At 69.4% G+C, this 15,636-nt stretch carries 12 protein-coding genes; 8 read left to right on the top strand and 4 right to left on the bottom strand.

Features of this window, described 5'->3' with window-relative positions:
• The first annotated feature begins 42 nt into the window (after positions 1-42).
• On the top strand, positions 43-732 hold the full coding sequence (locus IFU30_RS18935; RefSeq protein ID WP_079707243.1) for a sigma-70 family RNA polymerase sigma factor: 690 nt from the start codon (positions 43-45) through the stop codon (positions 730-732).
• Complete coding sequence (locus IFU30_RS18930; RefSeq protein ID WP_192006722.1) at positions 729-980, top strand: zf-HC2 domain-containing protein; 252 nt, start codon at positions 729-731, stop codon at positions 978-980. The genes IFU30_RS18935 and IFU30_RS18930 overlap by 4 nt, the downstream gene beginning before the upstream one ends.
• A 16-nt stretch (positions 981-996) precedes the next feature.
• Here the strand turns inward: IFU30_RS18930 and IFU30_RS18925 are convergent, their stop codons facing one another.
• Together IFU30_RS18925 and IFU30_RS18920 are read right to left on the bottom strand one after the other, a co-directional pair.
• On the bottom strand, positions 997-2,700 hold the full coding sequence (locus IFU30_RS18925) for a cation:proton antiporter (protein WP_192006720.1): 1,704 nt from the start codon (positions 2,698-2,700) through the stop codon (positions 997-999).
• A 139-nt stretch (positions 2,701-2,839) separates the two neighbouring features.
• Complete coding sequence (locus tag IFU30_RS18920; RefSeq protein WP_192006718.1) at positions 2,840-6,607, bottom strand: multifunctional oxoglutarate decarboxylase/oxoglutarate dehydrogenase thiamine pyrophosphate-binding subunit/dihydrolipoyllysine-residue succinyltransferase subunit; 3,768 nt, start codon at positions 6,605-6,607, stop codon at positions 2,840-2,842.
• Positions 6,608-6,741: 134 nt separating this feature from the next.
• Between IFU30_RS18920 and IFU30_RS18915 the strand changes: the two genes are divergently transcribed.
• Both IFU30_RS18915 and IFU30_RS18910 read left to right on the top strand, forming a co-directional pair.
• Positions 6,742-8,181 carry a GuaB1 family IMP dehydrogenase-related protein gene (locus IFU30_RS18915; protein WP_071262471.1) on the top strand — a complete coding sequence of 480 codons (1,440 nt, stop codon included), beginning with the start codon at positions 6,742-6,744 and terminating at the stop codon, positions 8,179-8,181.
• A 48-nt stretch (positions 8,182-8,229) separates the two neighbouring features.
• Positions 8,230-8,529, top strand: a complete 300-nt coding sequence (locus tag IFU30_RS18910; protein WP_079707238.1) for a hypothetical protein — start codon at positions 8,230-8,232, stop codon at positions 8,527-8,529.
• A 15-nt stretch (positions 8,530-8,544) separates the two neighbouring features.
• Here the strand turns inward: IFU30_RS18910 and IFU30_RS18905 are convergent, their stop codons facing one another.
• Positions 8,545-9,390 carry a LysR substrate-binding domain-containing protein gene (locus IFU30_RS18905; protein ID WP_192006871.1) on the bottom strand — a complete coding sequence of 282 codons (846 nt, stop codon included), beginning with the start codon at positions 9,388-9,390 and terminating at the stop codon, positions 8,545-8,547.
• A 203-nt stretch (positions 9,391-9,593) separates the two neighbouring features.
• On the opposite strand from IFU30_RS18905, the gene IFU30_RS18900 reads away from it, so the two are divergent.
• The 3 genes from IFU30_RS18900 (at position 9,594) to IFU30_RS18890 (ending at position 13,422) form a co-directional block, all read left to right on the top strand.
• A complete protein-coding gene (locus tag IFU30_RS18900) occupies positions 9,594-10,907 on the top strand; it encodes an MFS transporter (protein WP_159880341.1) in 1,314 nt (437 codons plus the stop codon).
• Positions 10,908-11,056: 149 nt separating this feature from the next.
• Positions 11,057-12,376 carry a hemolysin family protein gene (locus IFU30_RS18895; protein ID WP_137243333.1) on the top strand — a complete coding sequence of 440 codons (1,320 nt, stop codon included), beginning with the start codon at positions 11,057-11,059 and terminating at the stop codon, positions 12,374-12,376.
• Positions 12,373-13,422 carry a hemolysin family protein gene (locus tag IFU30_RS18890; protein ID WP_064295254.1) on the top strand — a complete coding sequence of 350 codons (1,050 nt, stop codon included), beginning with the start codon at positions 12,373-12,375 and terminating at the stop codon, positions 13,420-13,422. The genes IFU30_RS18895 and IFU30_RS18890 overlap by 4 nt, the downstream gene beginning before the upstream one ends.
• A gap of 77 nt (positions 13,423-13,499) precedes the next feature.
• On the opposite strand, the gene IFU30_RS18885 is transcribed toward IFU30_RS18890, so the two are convergent.
• Positions 13,500-14,576 carry an NADH:flavin oxidoreductase/NADH oxidase gene (locus IFU30_RS18885; RefSeq protein ID WP_192006715.1) on the bottom strand — a complete coding sequence of 359 codons (1,077 nt, stop codon included), beginning with the start codon at positions 14,574-14,576 and terminating at the stop codon, positions 13,500-13,502.
• A gap of 140 nt (positions 14,577-14,716) precedes the next feature.
• Here IFU30_RS18885 and IFU30_RS18880 point away from each other — a divergent pair, with 140 nt between their 5' ends.
• Complete coding sequence (locus IFU30_RS18880; RefSeq protein WP_192006713.1) at positions 14,717-15,580, top strand: ADP-dependent NAD(P)H-hydrate dehydratase; 864 nt, start codon at positions 14,717-14,719, stop codon at positions 15,578-15,580.
• Positions 15,581-15,636 lie beyond the last annotated feature (56 nt).

Below are 15,636 nucleotides of genomic sequence, written 5' to 3'. Positions count from 1 at the left end.
GGTTCCAACAGTAGTCGGGGTCGAGAGCAGAAGGAGGAGCGGATGTCCACAGCGGTACTGGAACGACCGGTGACGGAGGCCGATCACGGTCGTCTGGCGCTGGCCGTAGACTGGCCGGTGATGACCTCCGTCGACCCAGAAGCCCTTCCGGCCGAGCCGGACCCCCGATCACTGTTCGAAGCACAGGCACTGCCGTTCATCGATCAGCTGTACGGCGCTGCCATGCGCATGACGAAGAACCCGTCGGATGCTCAGGACCTCGTCCAGGAGACGTTCGTCAAGGCCTTCGCCGCGTTCGCGCAGTTCGAACAGGGCACCAACCTGAAGGCATGGCTCTACCGCATCCTCACGAACACGTACATCAACACGTATCGGAAGAAGCAGCGCGAGCCCTACCAGGGCACCATCGACGACCTCGAGGACTGGCAGTTGGGCGGCGCCGAGTCGATCAGCGCGACCTCCAGCCGATCCGCCGAGGCCGAAGCGATCGATCACCTGCCGGACAGCGACGTGAAGAACGCGTTGCAGGCCATCCCGGAGGACTTCCGCCTGGCGGTGTACCTCGCCGACGTGGAGGGCTTCGCCTACCAGGAGATCGCCGACATCATGAAAACGCCCATCGGGACCGTGATGAGTCGTCTGCACCGTGGCCGACGACTCCTCCGCGACCTGTTGGCCGACTACGCCGAGTCCCGGGGGTTCACCGTGACGAAGCAGGGGAGCAAGAAATGAGCGACTGCGGCTGCGACAAGGCCAAGAAGGACCTCGAGGAGTACCTCCGTCACGAGGTGTGCACGACCGAAGCGGCCGACATCCGCGAGCACCTCGCGAACTGCCCGGAGTGTCAGAACGAGGCGCTCATCGCGCAGACCCTCACCGAGGCCGTCCAGCGGGCGTGCAAGGAGACGGCACCCGAAGACCTGAAGAACCAGGTCCTGGCGTCGCTGCGGGCCACCCAGGCCACCCACGAGAGCGCCTGACGACGGACCGACCGCATCAGCCTGCGCCGTCGAGGCGTGACTCCTCGACGTCCAGCATCCGCTGCGCTTTCGCCAGCACCTCGGAGGAGTAGCTGCCGGTCGCCCGCGCATCGAGGAGCGCATCGCGTTCGGCGTCGAGCACTCGGCGTCGCAATTGTCGGAACTGCTCGTGCGGGCCCACGCCGGCATCGGTGCGTTCCGCCGCCGACTCGACGCGGATGAGGCTGCTCGTGCGCACCCGGTCGACGACCGCGGAGTCGAACGGCTCCCCGCCGTCCGTGCGCAGCTGCGGGTCGTCGAGGGCGGCCACACCGACGGTCGAGATCTCCTCGACGAGACCGGCCAGCTCCGCCATCGCCGCTTGCTCGTCCGTCCCGCCGACCCGGGTCATCCGGATGACGAGCGGGAGGGACCCGCCCTGGAGCAGGAGGGTGACGATCGCGACCGTGAAGGCGATGAGCACCAGCTCCGCCCGATACGGGGTGTCGAGTGGCAGCGACTGCGCGGCGGCGATCGTGACGACACCGCGCATCCCCGCCCAGGCGAGCACCGCGCCGCCCCGCCAGCCGAGTCCTTCACGTTGCAGGAAGTCCAGGTCGGCGCTCCGCCGGGCGATCGACCTCGAGAAGGCGGCTTTGCGCTTGGCTGATCGCGCGTTCTCCGTCGGATGCTCCTCGAGGCGTGCGGAGACCTGCTCCAGTCTCGGCCGCCGGGCGAGGGCCTCCCGTTCATCGCGTCGCAACGACCAGACGAGGACGCCGACGAACACGATGCGGACGACGATGAGGGTGATGGCGGTCAGCAACCCGAGGCCGATCGACGACCAGATGCCGAGGTCGTCCTGCTCCACCTGCGAGACGATGGCCTCGAGCTCGAGCCCCATGAGCAGGAACACGCCGTTCTCGAGGAGGAACTGCGTCGTCCGCCAGTTGATCCGCTCACTGATGCGGTCCTGGGCGGTGAAGTACTTCGCGCTCTGATGCCCGGTGTAGAGCCCGGCGACCACGACCGACAGGACGCCTGAGGCGTGGAAGTGCTCGGCGGGCAGATACGCGATGAACGGCACGGCGAAGGAGATGACCGTCGTCAGGACCGGGTCGCCGAGGCGGGATCGGATCCGGACCGTGATGAACCCGACGACGATCCCGATCGCGATCGCGAGCGCCACGGCATAGGCGAAGTCGCCCAGGACACCCCACAACGAGACCGTCCCGGCGGTCGCGGCGATGGCGGAGCGCAGGAGGACGAGGGCCGAGGCGTCGTTCACGAGGCTCTCGCCCTCGAGGACGCTCACGAGTCGCGACGGCATGCCCAGCCGCTTGCCGATGGAGGTCGCGGCGACCGCGTCGGTCGGGCTGACGACGGCGCCGAGGGCGATGCCGGCGGCCAGGCTCAGGTCGGGGAGGATCGTCGACAGGATCCAGCCGATGAGGACCGACGACACCACGACGAGGACGACCGAGAGCCCGGAGATCGCCTTGAGGTTGCGGCGGAAGTCGACCAGCGGGACGTTGACGGCAGCCGAATAGAGGAGCGGCGGCAGCACGCCGGCGAGGATCCACTCCGGCTTGACCTCGACGTCCGGCACGAACGGCAGATAGCTGAGGGCGAGGCCGACCAGGACGAGGATGAGCGGGGCTGCCACGCGAAGCTTGTTCGCGAAGCGGGCCACCGCGACGATGGTCACCACCGCGACGACGGCGAGGAATGCGAAGTCCATGGCGTCAGCCTATTGGCGGTGGCTCACCGCCCACTCACGGATCGCTGTCGCCGTGCTGACCGCCCGCGTCCGGACGACGACGCAGACGACGACGACCGCCGCCTGTCGGAACAGGCGGTCGTCGGTCGTGCGGCTGAGGTCAGAGCGACAGCGCGGTGCGGAGGAGCTCCGCCTGCTCGGCGGCGTGACGCTTCGCCGAACCCGTGGCGGGGGAGGCGGACGCGGTGCGCGACACGTTGCGGATCGTCCGACCCTCGAGGTGCTTGGCAGCCTCCAGGCAGATGAACGGCCACGCGCCCTGGTTCTCCGGCTCGTCCTGTACCCAGACCAGTTCGGCGTTCGGGTACTGCGCGACCACGGCGTTCAGCTCGGCCACCGGGACCGGGTAGAACTGCTCGACGCGGACGAGGGCGATCTCGTCGTTCGGCTGCTTCTGCAGCTCGCTGAGGAGGTCGTAGTGGATCTTCCCGGAGTGCAGGAGCACCCGCTTGACCGCGGCCTTGTCGGTGATCCGTGCGTCGTCGATCACCGGCTGGAAGCGGCCGGAGGTGAAGTCCGCCACCGGGCTGGTCGCGCCACGCAGACGCAGCATCGCCTTCGGGGTGAAGACGACGAGCGGCCGACGCGGGCGGGCGTACGCCTGGCGACGCAGGAGGTGGAAGTACGACGCGGGGGTCGACGGCCGTGCGACGGTCATGTTGTCCTCGGCGCAGAGCTGCAGGAACCGCTCGATCCGCGCGGACGAGTGGTCGGGGCCCTGGCCTTCGTAGCCGTGGGGGAGGAGGAGCGTGACACTCGACCGCTGCGACCACTTCTGCTCGGCGGAGGAGATGAACTCGTCGATGATCGTCTGCGCGCCGTTGGTGAAGTCGCCGAACTGCGCCTCCCACAGCACGAGCGCGTCGGCACGTTCGACCGAGTAGCCGTACTCGAAGCCCATGACCGCGTACTCGCTGAGGAGCGAGTCGTATATCCAGAAGCGGGCCTGGTTGTCGCTGAGGTTCGCGAGCGGCAGCCACTCCTGGCCGTTGACCCGGTCGTGGAGGACGGCGTGACGCTGCACGAAGGTGCCGCGGCGGGAGTCCTGTCCGGACATCCGCACCGGGGTGCCCTCGATGAGTACCGATCCGAGTGCGAGCAGTTCTCCGAAGCCCCAGTCGATGTTGCCGTTGCGGCTCATGTCGAGTCGCTTCTCGAGGAGCTGCTGCACCTTCGGGTGCACGGTGAACCCGGCGGGCTTGTTGTTGAACGCGTCGCCGATGAGCTGCACGACGCCCTCGGAGACGCCGGTCGTCTCGAGTTCGCCGGAGTAGCCGTCCTCGTCGAGGACCTCGGTCGGGATCGGCGTCGGCGAGGTCTGCTCGGCGTGCGTCTCCATGAAGGCGCGTTCGAGGCGGTCCTGGAAGTCGCGGTGCGCGGCCTCGTACTCCTCCTCGGTGATGTCGCCGCGGCCGACGAGCGCCTCGGTGTACAGCTTGCGCACGGAGCGCTTGGCCTCGATGAGGCTGTACATGAGCGGCTGCGTCATCGACGGGTCGTCGCCCTCGTTGTGGCCGCGTCGGCGGTAGCACACGAGGTCGATGACGACGTCGCGCTTGAACTCCTGGCGGTACTCGAAGGCGAGCTCCGCGACCCGCACGACGGCCTCGGGGTCGTCGCCGTTCACGTGGAAGATCGGCGCCTGGATGGTCTTCGCGACGTCGGTGTTGTAGATGGAGGAGCGGCCCTCGCCAGGAGGCGTGGTGAAGCCGACCTGGTTGTTGATGACGACGTGGACCGTACCGCCCGTGCGGTAGCCGCGGAGCTGGGACAACTGCATCGTCTCGAGGACGACGCCCTGCCCCGCCATCGCCGCGTCGCCGTGGATGAGGATCGGGAGGGTGCCGAACGCGCCGATCGGCCCGCGGTCCTGCTTCGCGCGGACGATGCCCTCGAGCACGCCGTTGACGGCCTCGAGGTGCGAGGGGTTCGCTGCCAGGTAGACCGGGATCTCGCGGCCGTCCTCGGCCTTGAAGGTGCCCTCGGTGCCGAGGTGGTACTTCACGTCGCCGGAACCGTGGCTCGCAGGGTCCTGCGTTCCCTCGAACTCGCGGAAGATCTGACCGTACGTCTTGCCGGCGATGTTCGTGAGGACGTTGAGGCGGCCGCGGTGGGCCATACCGATCGCGACCTCGTCGAGCTGGGCCTGCGACGCACCCTGGAGGATGGTGTCGAGGAGGGCGATGGTGGACTCGCCGCCTTCGAGGCTGAAGCGCTTCTGGCCGACGTACTTCGTCTGCAGGAAGGTCTCGAAGGCCTCGGCCTCGTTGAGCTTGCCGAGGATGCGCATCTGCTCGTCGTGCGTCGGCTTCTCGTACTTGCGCTCGACCTTGCTCTGGATCCACTTGCGCTGCGCGGGGTCCTGGATGTGCATGTACTCGATGCCCGTGGTGCGGCAGTACGAGTCGCGGAGGACGCCGAGGATGTCGCGCAGCTTGGCCGTGCGGGCCGAGCCGAAGGCGCCCGTGACGAACTCGCGGTCGAGGTCCCAGAAGGTCAGGCCGTGGGTCTCGATCTCGAGGTCGGGGTGCGAGCGCTGCACGTACTCCAGCGGGTCGATGTCGGCCATGAGGTGGCCGCGGACGCGGAACGCGTTGATGAGCTCCTGGACGCGGGCGGTCTTGTCGACGGCGTCGGCGAGGTCGACGCTGATGTCGGGCGACCAGTGGATCGGGTCGTACGGGATGCGGAGCGCGGCGAAGATGTCCTGGTAGAAGCTGCGGCTGCCGATGAGCAGCTCGTGGACGACCTTGAGGAACTCGCCCGAGCCGGCACCCTGGATGACGCGGTGGTCGTAGGTGCTCGTGAGCGTGATCGTCTTGCCGATCGCGAGCTCGTTGAGCGTGCGCTCGGAGGCGCCCTGGAACTCGGCCGGGTACTCGAGGGCGCCGGCGCCGATGATGCAGCCCTGGCCCTTCATGAGGCGGGGGACCGAGTGCACGGTCCCGATGCCACCGGGGTTCGTGAGCGAGATCGTGACGCCCTGGAAGTCGGCTCCGGTGAGCTTGCCCTTGCGGGCGCGGGTCACGAGGTCCTCGTAGGCCGAGAGGTACTCGTTGAAGGTGAGGGTGTCGGCGCGCTTGATGCCCGGCACCATGAGGGCGCGGGAGCCGTCGGGCTTCGGGAGGTCGATGGCGATGCCGAGGTTGATGTGCGCCGGGGCGACGACCGTGGGCTTGCCGTCGGTCTCCTCGTAGTAGACGTTCTGGCTCGGGAAGTCCTTCAGCGCCTGGATGAGGGCCCAGCCGATGAGGTGGGTGAAGCTGACCTTGCCGCCTCTGGCACGCTTCAGGTGGTTGTTGATGACGATGCGGTTGTCGATCATCAGCTTCGCCGGGATGGTGCGCACGCTCGTCGCGGTCGGGACCGTCAGGCTCGCGTCCATGTTGGTGGCGAGCGACTTGGCCATGCCCTTCAGCACGGTGACCTTGTCGACGTCCTCCGGAGCGGGTTCGGTCTGGTCGCTCTTCGGCTGCTGGACCTGGTTGGGGCTCGTCATCGGGGCGTCGGCCGGGATCGGGGCCGGCTTCGCCTGGACCGAGGTGGTGCGCGCGACCGGCTGCGCGCCGATGACCTGGATCGGGGCCGTCGGCGGGTTGACCCGGGCCGCCTCGTCCGCCGCCGCAGGGGCGGGAGCCGACGCCGTGGTGCCGGCGGACGCCGCACCGTCGTCCGACTGGCCGCCCGTCGTTCCCTGGGCTGCGCCGTTCACCGGCCGGTAGTGCTCGAGGATCGGCCACCAGGAGCGGTCCACGGAATCCTTGTCGACGAGGTACTGCTCGTACATCTCGTCGACGAGCCATTCATTGGCTCCGAATTCGTTCGTTGCGCCGTCATCGGCGCCCACTCCGGTCATCTGGCTCGACACCGTCGATCGCCCACTCTCTCCGTTGAATTCTCACTGTTTGCAGGCAGGGAACATGCCCGCACGATCCAGTCATCAAGCCTAAACCCATTCCGTCGTCGGTGCGGCTCGGACGCCGGTCGGGATACGGTGTTCTCATGCGGTTCATCGGTGAGATTCCCAGCCACGACCTGACGTACTCGGACGTGTTCCTCGTCCCCAGCCGCTCCGGGATCACGAGTCGACTCGACGTCGACCTGGCTCCGGACGACGGCACCGGCGCCACGATCCCGATCGTCTCCGCCAACATGAACTCCGTCACCGGCCCACGCCTCGCGGCGGCACTGGCGCGGCGCGGCGGACTCGGCGTCCTGCCGCAGGACATGCCGCTCCAGGAGCTCGACGCGGCGATCCGCTGGGTCAAGGAGCAGCCGGTCGCCTTCGACACCCCGCTGATCATGCGCGCCGATCAGACCGCGGCCGACGCCCTGCGCCTCATCCCCGCGGTCGCCGGTCACGGCATCGTGCTCCACGACGAGCGCGACGCCTTCGCCGGCTGCATCCCGGCCGCACGTCTCGCCACGGCGCTGCCCGACGCACGGCTCGGCGACCTCGCTCGCGGGTCGCTCGCCTCGATCGACGCCGACGACGTGACCGGTGGCCGGGCCGCGTTCGACCTCATGGTCGCCGCCGACCTCGAGTTCGCGCCCGTGCTGCACCACGGCGCCGTCGTCGGCACCCTCAGCCGCACGAGTGCGCTCCGCTCGACCATCTACACGCCGGCGCTCGACGCGTCGGGCCGACTGCGGGTCGCCGCGGCGATCGGCATCAACGGCGACGTCGCCGTGAAGGCGCAGGCGCTCGCCGCCGCCGGGGTGGACGTCCTCGTGATCGACACCGCCCACGGGCACCAGGAGGGTATGCTCCGGGCGATCGCGGCCGTCCGCGCCCTCGGTCTCGGCCTCCCGATCGTCGCCGGCAACGTCGTGTCCGCCGTCGCGGTGCAGGACCTCGTCGACGCCGGTGCGGACATCCTCAAGGTCGGTGTCGGACCCGGTGCGATGTGCACCACGCGGATGATGACGGCGGTCGGGCGTCCGCAGTTCTCGGCCGTGCTCGAGACGGCCGCGACCGCCCGCGCCCTCGGTGCGAAGGTCTGGGCGGACGGTGGTGTCCGCTACCCCCGCGACGTCGCCCTCGCCCTCGCGGCCGGCGCGTCCTCGGTCATGATCGGTTCCTGGTTCGCAGGCACGATCGAAGCCCCCGGTGAACTGCAGCGCGCCGCCGACGGGTCGCTCTACAAGGAGAGCTGGGGCATGGCGTCGACCAAGGCCGTGCACGAGCGCTTCGGCCGACTCGACCCGTTCGAACTCGCGCGGAAGACGCTCTTCGCCGAGGGCATCTCGTCCTCCCGCATCACGATCGACCCGCTCCGGCCCTCGGTCGAGGACCTCCTCGACATGATCACCGCCGGGGTGCGCTCGTCGTTCACCTACGCGGGTGCCGACTCGGTCCCCGGCTTCCACGAGCGCGCCATCGTCGGCGTCCAGTCGGCCGCCGGGTACGAGGAGGGCAAGGCGCTGCCCGTCTCCTGGTGAGCCGGGGCGCTGGTGCAACACGCACGACCGCGGTGGGATGATGGGCCCATGGTGGTGAACGGTGGGACGCACGGGTTCGGTGTCGGCATGCAGGTCCTCGTGCTCGTGGACCCGGGATCCGATCCCTCGACGGGGGAGCGTGCCTCCGGGGTCATCGTCGCACCCGGCCGCCAGCGTGCTGCGGCGTTCATCTCGGTGTGGACCGAACAGCTGACGACGTGGATCGTCGAGTTCGACGAACCCTTCACGCCGCCCGACGGCAGCGGCCCGCACGAATCGGCCGAGGTCCGCGAGACCTACCTCATCCCCGCACCCTTCGCCGAGGCGTCGGAGTCCGTCGACGCCTGACCGCCGCGTGCTCCTTCAAGCGAGCGACCGGTCCATGATGGCCGAGGAGAGCGCCTCCACCGGGCCGGCCGCCGCCAACGGGTTCGCGAGCAGGGTGAAGTCGACGCCGCCCAGGGTCGGGAGTTCCAGCCGGTTGCTGAGCATGACGAGGTCGCTCGGGATCAGGCTGCGCGGGAAGACCGCGACGCCGAGCCCGGCCCGCACCGCCGCGAGGACGCCGTTCACCTCCCGGGTGCTGCAGGTGATCCGCCAGGTGCGCCCAGCGGCTTCCAGGGCGTCGATCGCCAGCTGCCGGGAGAGACTCGGGTCCTGGTAGGCGATGAGGGGGACGGGCTGGCCCGGTTCGATCGTGGTCTTCTCGAGACCGACCCAGACCATCGAGTCGGTCCGCACGAGCTTGCCCTCGTTCTGGCCGGGGTGCATCTTGATGAAGATGAGTTCGAGGGCGCCCGCCTTCAGCCGACGGTAGAGCGGCCCGCTCTGGTTCACGGTGAGTTCGAGGTTCAGCTGTGGGTGACCCTGACGGAAGTGCCGCAGGATCCGAGGGAGCTGGGTCATCGCGAGGTCGTCGGCGGCCCCGAAGCGGAGTCGACCGCTCATCGCCGAGCCGGTGAAGTAGCTCTCCGCCGAGGCGTGTGCAGCGAGGATGGTGCGCGCGAATCCGGCCATCGCATCACCATTGTCGGTCAGGCGGACCGCTCTCGTGTCCCGGACGACGAGCCACCGGCCGGCAGCCTCCTCGAGCCGTCGGATCTGCTGACTGACCGTCGGCTGGCTCAACCCGAGCTGCGCGGCGGCGCGCGTGAAGTTCTTCGTCTCGGCGACGGCCAGGAAGGTGCGCAGCAGGGCGGGGTCGAACATGCGTGAGCCGATCATTCGGGAATCGAATAGGACTGATAGGGATCATCCTGCTCGGAAATGGTCGCGTCGGCAATAGCGTGGAAGGGAGCCGACGGCCTCCGCGGCTCCACCCATACGACACGCACTCGACATACGAAACGCTGGCCTTCTCCGTGACCCCTCCATCCGACACCGCCGTCGCTCCACCACCGCCCACCGCCCCCATGCCGATCGTGGGGGAGCGTCCCGCCTGGCGGGACACCTTCTCCTCGCTCCGCGTCCCGAACTTCCGACTCTTCACGATCGGGCACATCGTCGCGACGACCGCGATCGGGATGCAGCGCATCGCGCAGGACTGGCTCGTCCTCGAGCTCTCCGGCAGCGTCGCCGCCGTCGGGATCACGGTCGCCATGCAGTTCGCGCCCATGCTGCTGTTCGGACTGCTCGGCGGCGTGATCGCGGACCGCTACTCCAAGCGCGTGCTGCTCATGATCACGCAGTCGCTCGCCGCCGTCCTCGCGGTCGCGCTGTCGATCCTGACGCTCAGCGGCGCGGTCGAGGTGTGGCACATCTACGTCATCGCCTTCATGCTCGGTCTCGTCACCGTCGTCGACAACCCGGCGAGGCAGGTGTTCGTGAACGAGCTCGTGGGCCCGGCGAGACTGCGGAACGCCATCAGCCTCAACTCCGCCGTCTTCCAGCTCGGCCAGCTCGTCGGTCCGGCCGTCGGTGGTGTCCTCATCACCGCCGTCGGTTCCGGGTGGTCCTTCGCGATCAACGCCCTCGCCTGCTCCGGCGTCGTGCTCACCCTGGCGCTCATGCGTGTCTCGGAACTCGTCCCGACGCCGGTCGTCGCGAAGGCGAAGGGCCAGCTCAAGGAGGGACTCGGGTACGCCATGCGGAAGCCGGCCATCCGGTGGACGGTCATCATGGTCGCGTTCATGTCGGTGTTCGCGTTCAACCTGCCGGTCCTGCTCGCCGCCTACGCCTCGGACGTCTTCGACATCGGCGCGAGCGGCTACGGGTTCCTCAACGCCCTCGTCGCCGTCGGCGCGCTGACCGGTGCACTCGCGTCGACGCGGCGCGGGGGTGTGGACCTGCGCATCGTGATCGTCGCGGCGGCGGCGGTCGGCGTCCTGCAGGCGGCCGCCGGGGCGATGCCCGTGCTCCTCCCCTTCGCCCTCCTGCTCGTCGCGGGCGGGGTCGCGAACCTCCTCTTCATCACGGCGGCGAACTCACTCGTCCAGCTGTCGTCCAACATGGCGATCCGTGGCCGGGTGATGTCGCTGTACATCCTGGTGCTGCTCGGCGGACAGTCGATCGGCGGTCCGCTCATGGGGTGGCTCGTCGAGGTCGCCGGGGCACACGTGGGCATGATCGTCTCGGGTGGGGTCCCGGCGCTCGCCGCGGCGTGCATCGGCGTGCGGTTCCTCCTCCTGCGGCGTCGGAAGCGTCGCGCGGCCGAGGAGCGCCGGCGTCTCGCGGAGGCTGAGAAGAACCCCGGAAATCCGGGGTCCACAGCCGCGGATGTCCGATAGACTCGTCCGCACAATGGACGACCCTCCTTCAGACAGATCCCCCGGCCACCATCCCAGCCCCGTGCTGACCCGATCACGGGCGACGACCGCCCACCCGGGCGACGGAACCCCCACTCCGGCATCGACCGCTCAGCACGGACGGGATCGTCATGTCTGAGTGGATCATGCTCGGCGTCGGCCTCGTACTGACCATCGGGACGGGCTTCTTCGTCGCCTCCGAGTTCGCGCTCGTGAACCTCGACCGCGCCGACCTCGAGGCCCGCCGCGACCGTGGCGAGACCCGCCTGACGATGACGATCGCAGCGCTCAAGATCACCTCGACGCACCTGTCGAGCGCGCAGCTCGGGATCACCCTGACCACGCTCCTCACCGGGTACACCATGGAGCCGGCGCTGTCGTCGATGCTCGCCGGTCCACTCGGCTCCATCGGGATCCCCGAGGGCGTCGTCGCAGTCGTAGCGACGATCGTCGCGATCACCCTCGCCACGCTGCTCAGCATGATCATCGGCGAGCTCGTCCCGAAGAACTTCGCGCTCGCGCTGCCCCGACAGACGGCCAAGTTCGTCGTCCCGTTCCAGACGGCCTTCACCTGGGTGTTCAAGCCCGCCATCGTCGTACTCAACGGCAGCGCCAACGGCTTGCTGCGGTCGATGGGCATCGAGCCCAAGGAGGAGCTGTCGGGAGCCCGGACGGCCGAGGAGCTGTCGTCCCTCGTGCGTCGATCGGCGCTCGAGGGCACACTCGAGGCCGACACCGCGACCCTGCTCAACCGCACCCTCCGCTTCTCGAGCCACGATGCGTCGGACGTCATGACGCCCAGGCCGCGCATCGCGTCGATCCAGCGCGGCGAACCCGCCCAGGCGGTGCTCGCCCTCGCGAGGTCGACCGGCCACTCGCGCTTCCCGGTCACCGATGCCGACGTCGACGACATCACCGGTGTCGTGCATGTGAAGCAGGCCATCGCGGTCCCGCGCGACCGACGCGGCGAGGTGCCCGTCTCGGCCCTGCAGTCGCCGGCCCTGCGCGTCCCCGAGACGATGAAGCTGGACGTGCTGCTCTCGCAGCTGCGGGGACGCGGCTACCAGATGGCCGTCGTGGTCGACGAGTACGGCGGCACCGCCGGCGTGACCACCCTCGAGGACCTCGTCGAGGAACTCGTGGGCGAGGTCGCCGACGAGCACGACCGTTCACGTGCCGGGGTGGTCCGCGGACGCGACTCCACGACCTTCCCGGGCAGCCTCCGTCCCGACGAACTCCTCGAGCGCGCCGGCGTGCGCGTCCCCGAAGACGGTCCGTACGAGACGGTCGCGGGCTACGTCATGAGCGAGCTCGGACGACTCGCGGTCTCGGGCGACGAGCTCGAGCTCGAGGACGGCACGCTCCGCGTCGAGCGACTCGACGGCCGACGGATCGATCGGATCCGATTCACCCCGAGACCCGTCGTGTCGGAGGACGGTGGTGACGTATGAGTGACTGGGCAGGAATCGCCTGGCTCGTGGTGCTGCTGCTCGCGAACGCCTTCTTCGTCGGTGCCGAGTTCGCGGTCATCTCCGCGCGACGGTCGCAGATCGAACCCCTCGCCGAACAGGGGAGCCGGAGCGCCAAGACCGCGCTGTGGGCCATGGAACACGCCACGCTCATGTTGGCGACGAGTCAGTTGGGCATCACCGTCTGCTCGCTGCTCATCCTGAACGTCTCCGAGCCGGCGATCCACCACCTGCTGGAGGTGCCGTTGGCACTCACCGGCTGGCCCGAGGAGACCATCGGTACGGTGGCGTTCATCATCGCGCTGCTCCTCGTGTCCTACCTCCACGTGGTCTTCGGTGAGATGGTCCCGAAGAACCTCTCCTTCTCGATCCCGGATCGTGCGGTCCTGCTGCTCGCTCCGCCGCTCGTCTTCGTGGCGCGCGTCTTCCGTCCGATCATCGTGTCCCTCAACGCGACCGCGAACGCCGTCCTCCGTCTGTTCCGGGTGGAGCCGAAGAACGAGGCTGCGAGCGCGTTCACGCTGGACGAGGTGGCGACCATCGTCGACCAGTCCACCCGCGAGGGTGTGCTCACCGACTCGACGGGTGCGCTCGTGGCGGCGTTCGAATTCACCGAGAAGAAGGTCCACGACGTTGCCCTGCCGCTCGGGAGCCTCATCACGCTGACGGAGGAGGCCACCCCCTCGGACGTGGAGCGCGCGGTGGCGAAGTACGGCTACTCGCGGTACGTGATCGTCGACGACGAGTCGGTGCCGATCGGCTACCTGCACCTGAAGGACGTCCTGCGGTACGACGACCTCGACGGCAGTGGCGACGAGGAGCGCCCGGTGCCCGCGAAGCACATCAGGCAGCTGGTGTCGGTGTTCGAGGACTCGGACGTCGAGGACGCACTGACCACGATGCGCCGCTCGGGAGCCCACGTCGCCCGGGTGTTCGACGAAGCGGGCGCCACCACCGGGGTCCTCTTCCTCGAGGACATCATCGAGGAACTCGTCGGAGAGGTCCAGGACGCCACCCGGCGTCGCTGATCGGACGGCTGAGCGCTGACACGACGACGGCCCGCACGCGCGATCGCGTGCGGGCCGTCGTCGTGTCGGGGTCGCGCTCAGGAGCGCGGCTTGGCCCGCTCGTACTGGCCCGGCCAGGCCACCTCCACGCCGAGCTCCGTGGCGGCGCGCAACGCGAAGTGCGGATCACGGAGCGCCTCGCGGGCGACCATGACCGCCTCCGCCTGCCCGTCGGCGACGATGGCCGCGGCCTGCTGGGCGTCGGTGATGAGCCCGACGGCGCTCGTGTCGACACCCGTCGACCCGATGTGCGCCGCGAACGGGACCTGGTAGCCGGGGGACAGCGGGATGCGGACGCCGCCGACGGCTCCGCCGGTGGAGATGTCGAAGAAGTCGGCGCCGCGCTCGGCGCACCAGGCGGCGACGGTCGCGGTCTGGTGTTCGTCCCATCCGTCGTCCACCCAGTCCGTGGCCGAGAACCGGACGAACAACGGCAGACCGGCCGGGAGGACCTCGCGCACCGCATCGACGACCCGCAGGAGGAGCTTGGCCCGGTTCTCGAGCGAGCCGCCGTAGCCGTCCTCGCGGTGGTTGACGAGCGGGGAGAGGAACTGGTGCAGCAGGTAGCCGTGCGCGGCGTGGAGTTCGATCACCTGGAAGCCGGCGTCGACCGACCGGACGGCCGCCGCCCGGAAGTCGTCGACAACGCGGTCGATGCCCTCATCGTCGAGGGCTTCCGGCACCGCGTAGCCCGGGAAGGCCTCGGGCGACGGGGCGACGGTCGACCAGCCGCCGTCCTCGATCGGGACGCTGCCCTGACCGTCGGTGCCCCAGGGGGCGAACGTGGAGGCCTTCCGGCCGGCGTGCGCGAGCTGGATGCCGGGCACGGAACCCTGCTCGGTGATGAACGCGGTGATCCGTCGCCAGGCGTCGCGCTGTTCGTCGTTCCAGATGCCTGCGTCCTGGGGCGAGATCCGGGCCTCGGGACTGATCGCAGCCGCCTCCGAGATGACGAGGCCGAAGCCGCCCGCCGCGAACTGGCCGAGGTGCATGAGGTGCCAGTCGGTCGGGACGCCGTCCTGGGCGGCGACGCTGTACTGGCACATCGGGGCGATCCACAGGCGGTTGGGGATGGTGAGGTCGCGGATGGTGATCGGATCGAACAGCTGGGGCACGGAACTCCTCGGGTCTCGGGGCGACGGGCGTCGCCACCCGGCCCAACGTTCCGGAATGCGTTCGGATTCCCGCCTGCAGGATGACCGACGATCGACGGCTCAGCGTCAGTCCGCCGCGACGACTGGCCTAGGGTGATGGCATGGCCGAACCGCGACTCTGGACCCCTGCCGACGCACGAGACTGGATCGCCGTGCCCGACGCCGACTCGGACAAGTACTCCCGGGGCGTCCTCGGGGTCGTGACCGGGTCCGACCGCTACCCGGGTGCCGCCGTCATCGGTGTCGAGGCGGCGATCCGCACCGGCGTCGGCATGGTGCGCTATCTCGGCGCGGACCGTCCGGCGAACCTCGTGCTGCAGCGCCGCCCCGAGATCGTGACGGCGGAGGGGCGGGTGCAGGCGTGGCTCATCGGCTCCGGCATGGACCCCGGCAAGCTGACCCGCGAGGAGAGCTCCCTGCTCGACGCCGCCCTGCACGGGGGCGAGCCGGTCGTCGCCGATGCCGGGTCGCTCCGTCGCGTCGCAGCGGGTGCGCACCAGCGGGTGTTCGGTGTCGACGAGTCGTGGCGCATCGTGGCCACACCCCACGTCGGAGAGCTGGCGACCATGTTGAGCGGTCTGGGGAGCCCGGCCGAGGTCGGGGCCATCCGTGCCGACCCCGTGTCGTACGCGGCCGACGTCGCCGCCCGCCTCGGCATCGTCGTGGTGCTGAAGGGCGGCACGACCCACGTGGTCGCGCCCGACGGTGACGCCATCACGGTCTCCGGCGGATCGCCCTGGCTCGCGACCGCCGGCACCGGCGACGCCCTCGCCGGGATCATCGGCGCGCTCGTCGCCACGAACGCCGAGCGCGTGCTCGCCGACCCCGGCTGCCTGGCGAGTGTCGCCGCCAGCGGGGTGCTGCTGCACGCGGCTGCCGGGGATGCCGCGGCAGCCGAGGGCCCGCTGGCCGCGCTCGACGTGGCCGAAGCGGTGCGCGGTGTCGTCGGTGGTCTCCTGCGCTGAACGATCGTTCATCGGTGGACGAAGGACAACTCCCAGAACGCTCATAGCTCGCCCAT

The organism is Plantibacter sp. CFBP 8798 (assembly GCF_014841195.1).
Classification (GTDB): domain Bacteria; phylum Actinomycetota; class Actinomycetes; order Actinomycetales; family Microbacteriaceae; genus Plantibacter; species Plantibacter auratus.
This window is presented reverse-complemented; position numbering and strand designations above follow the sequence as displayed.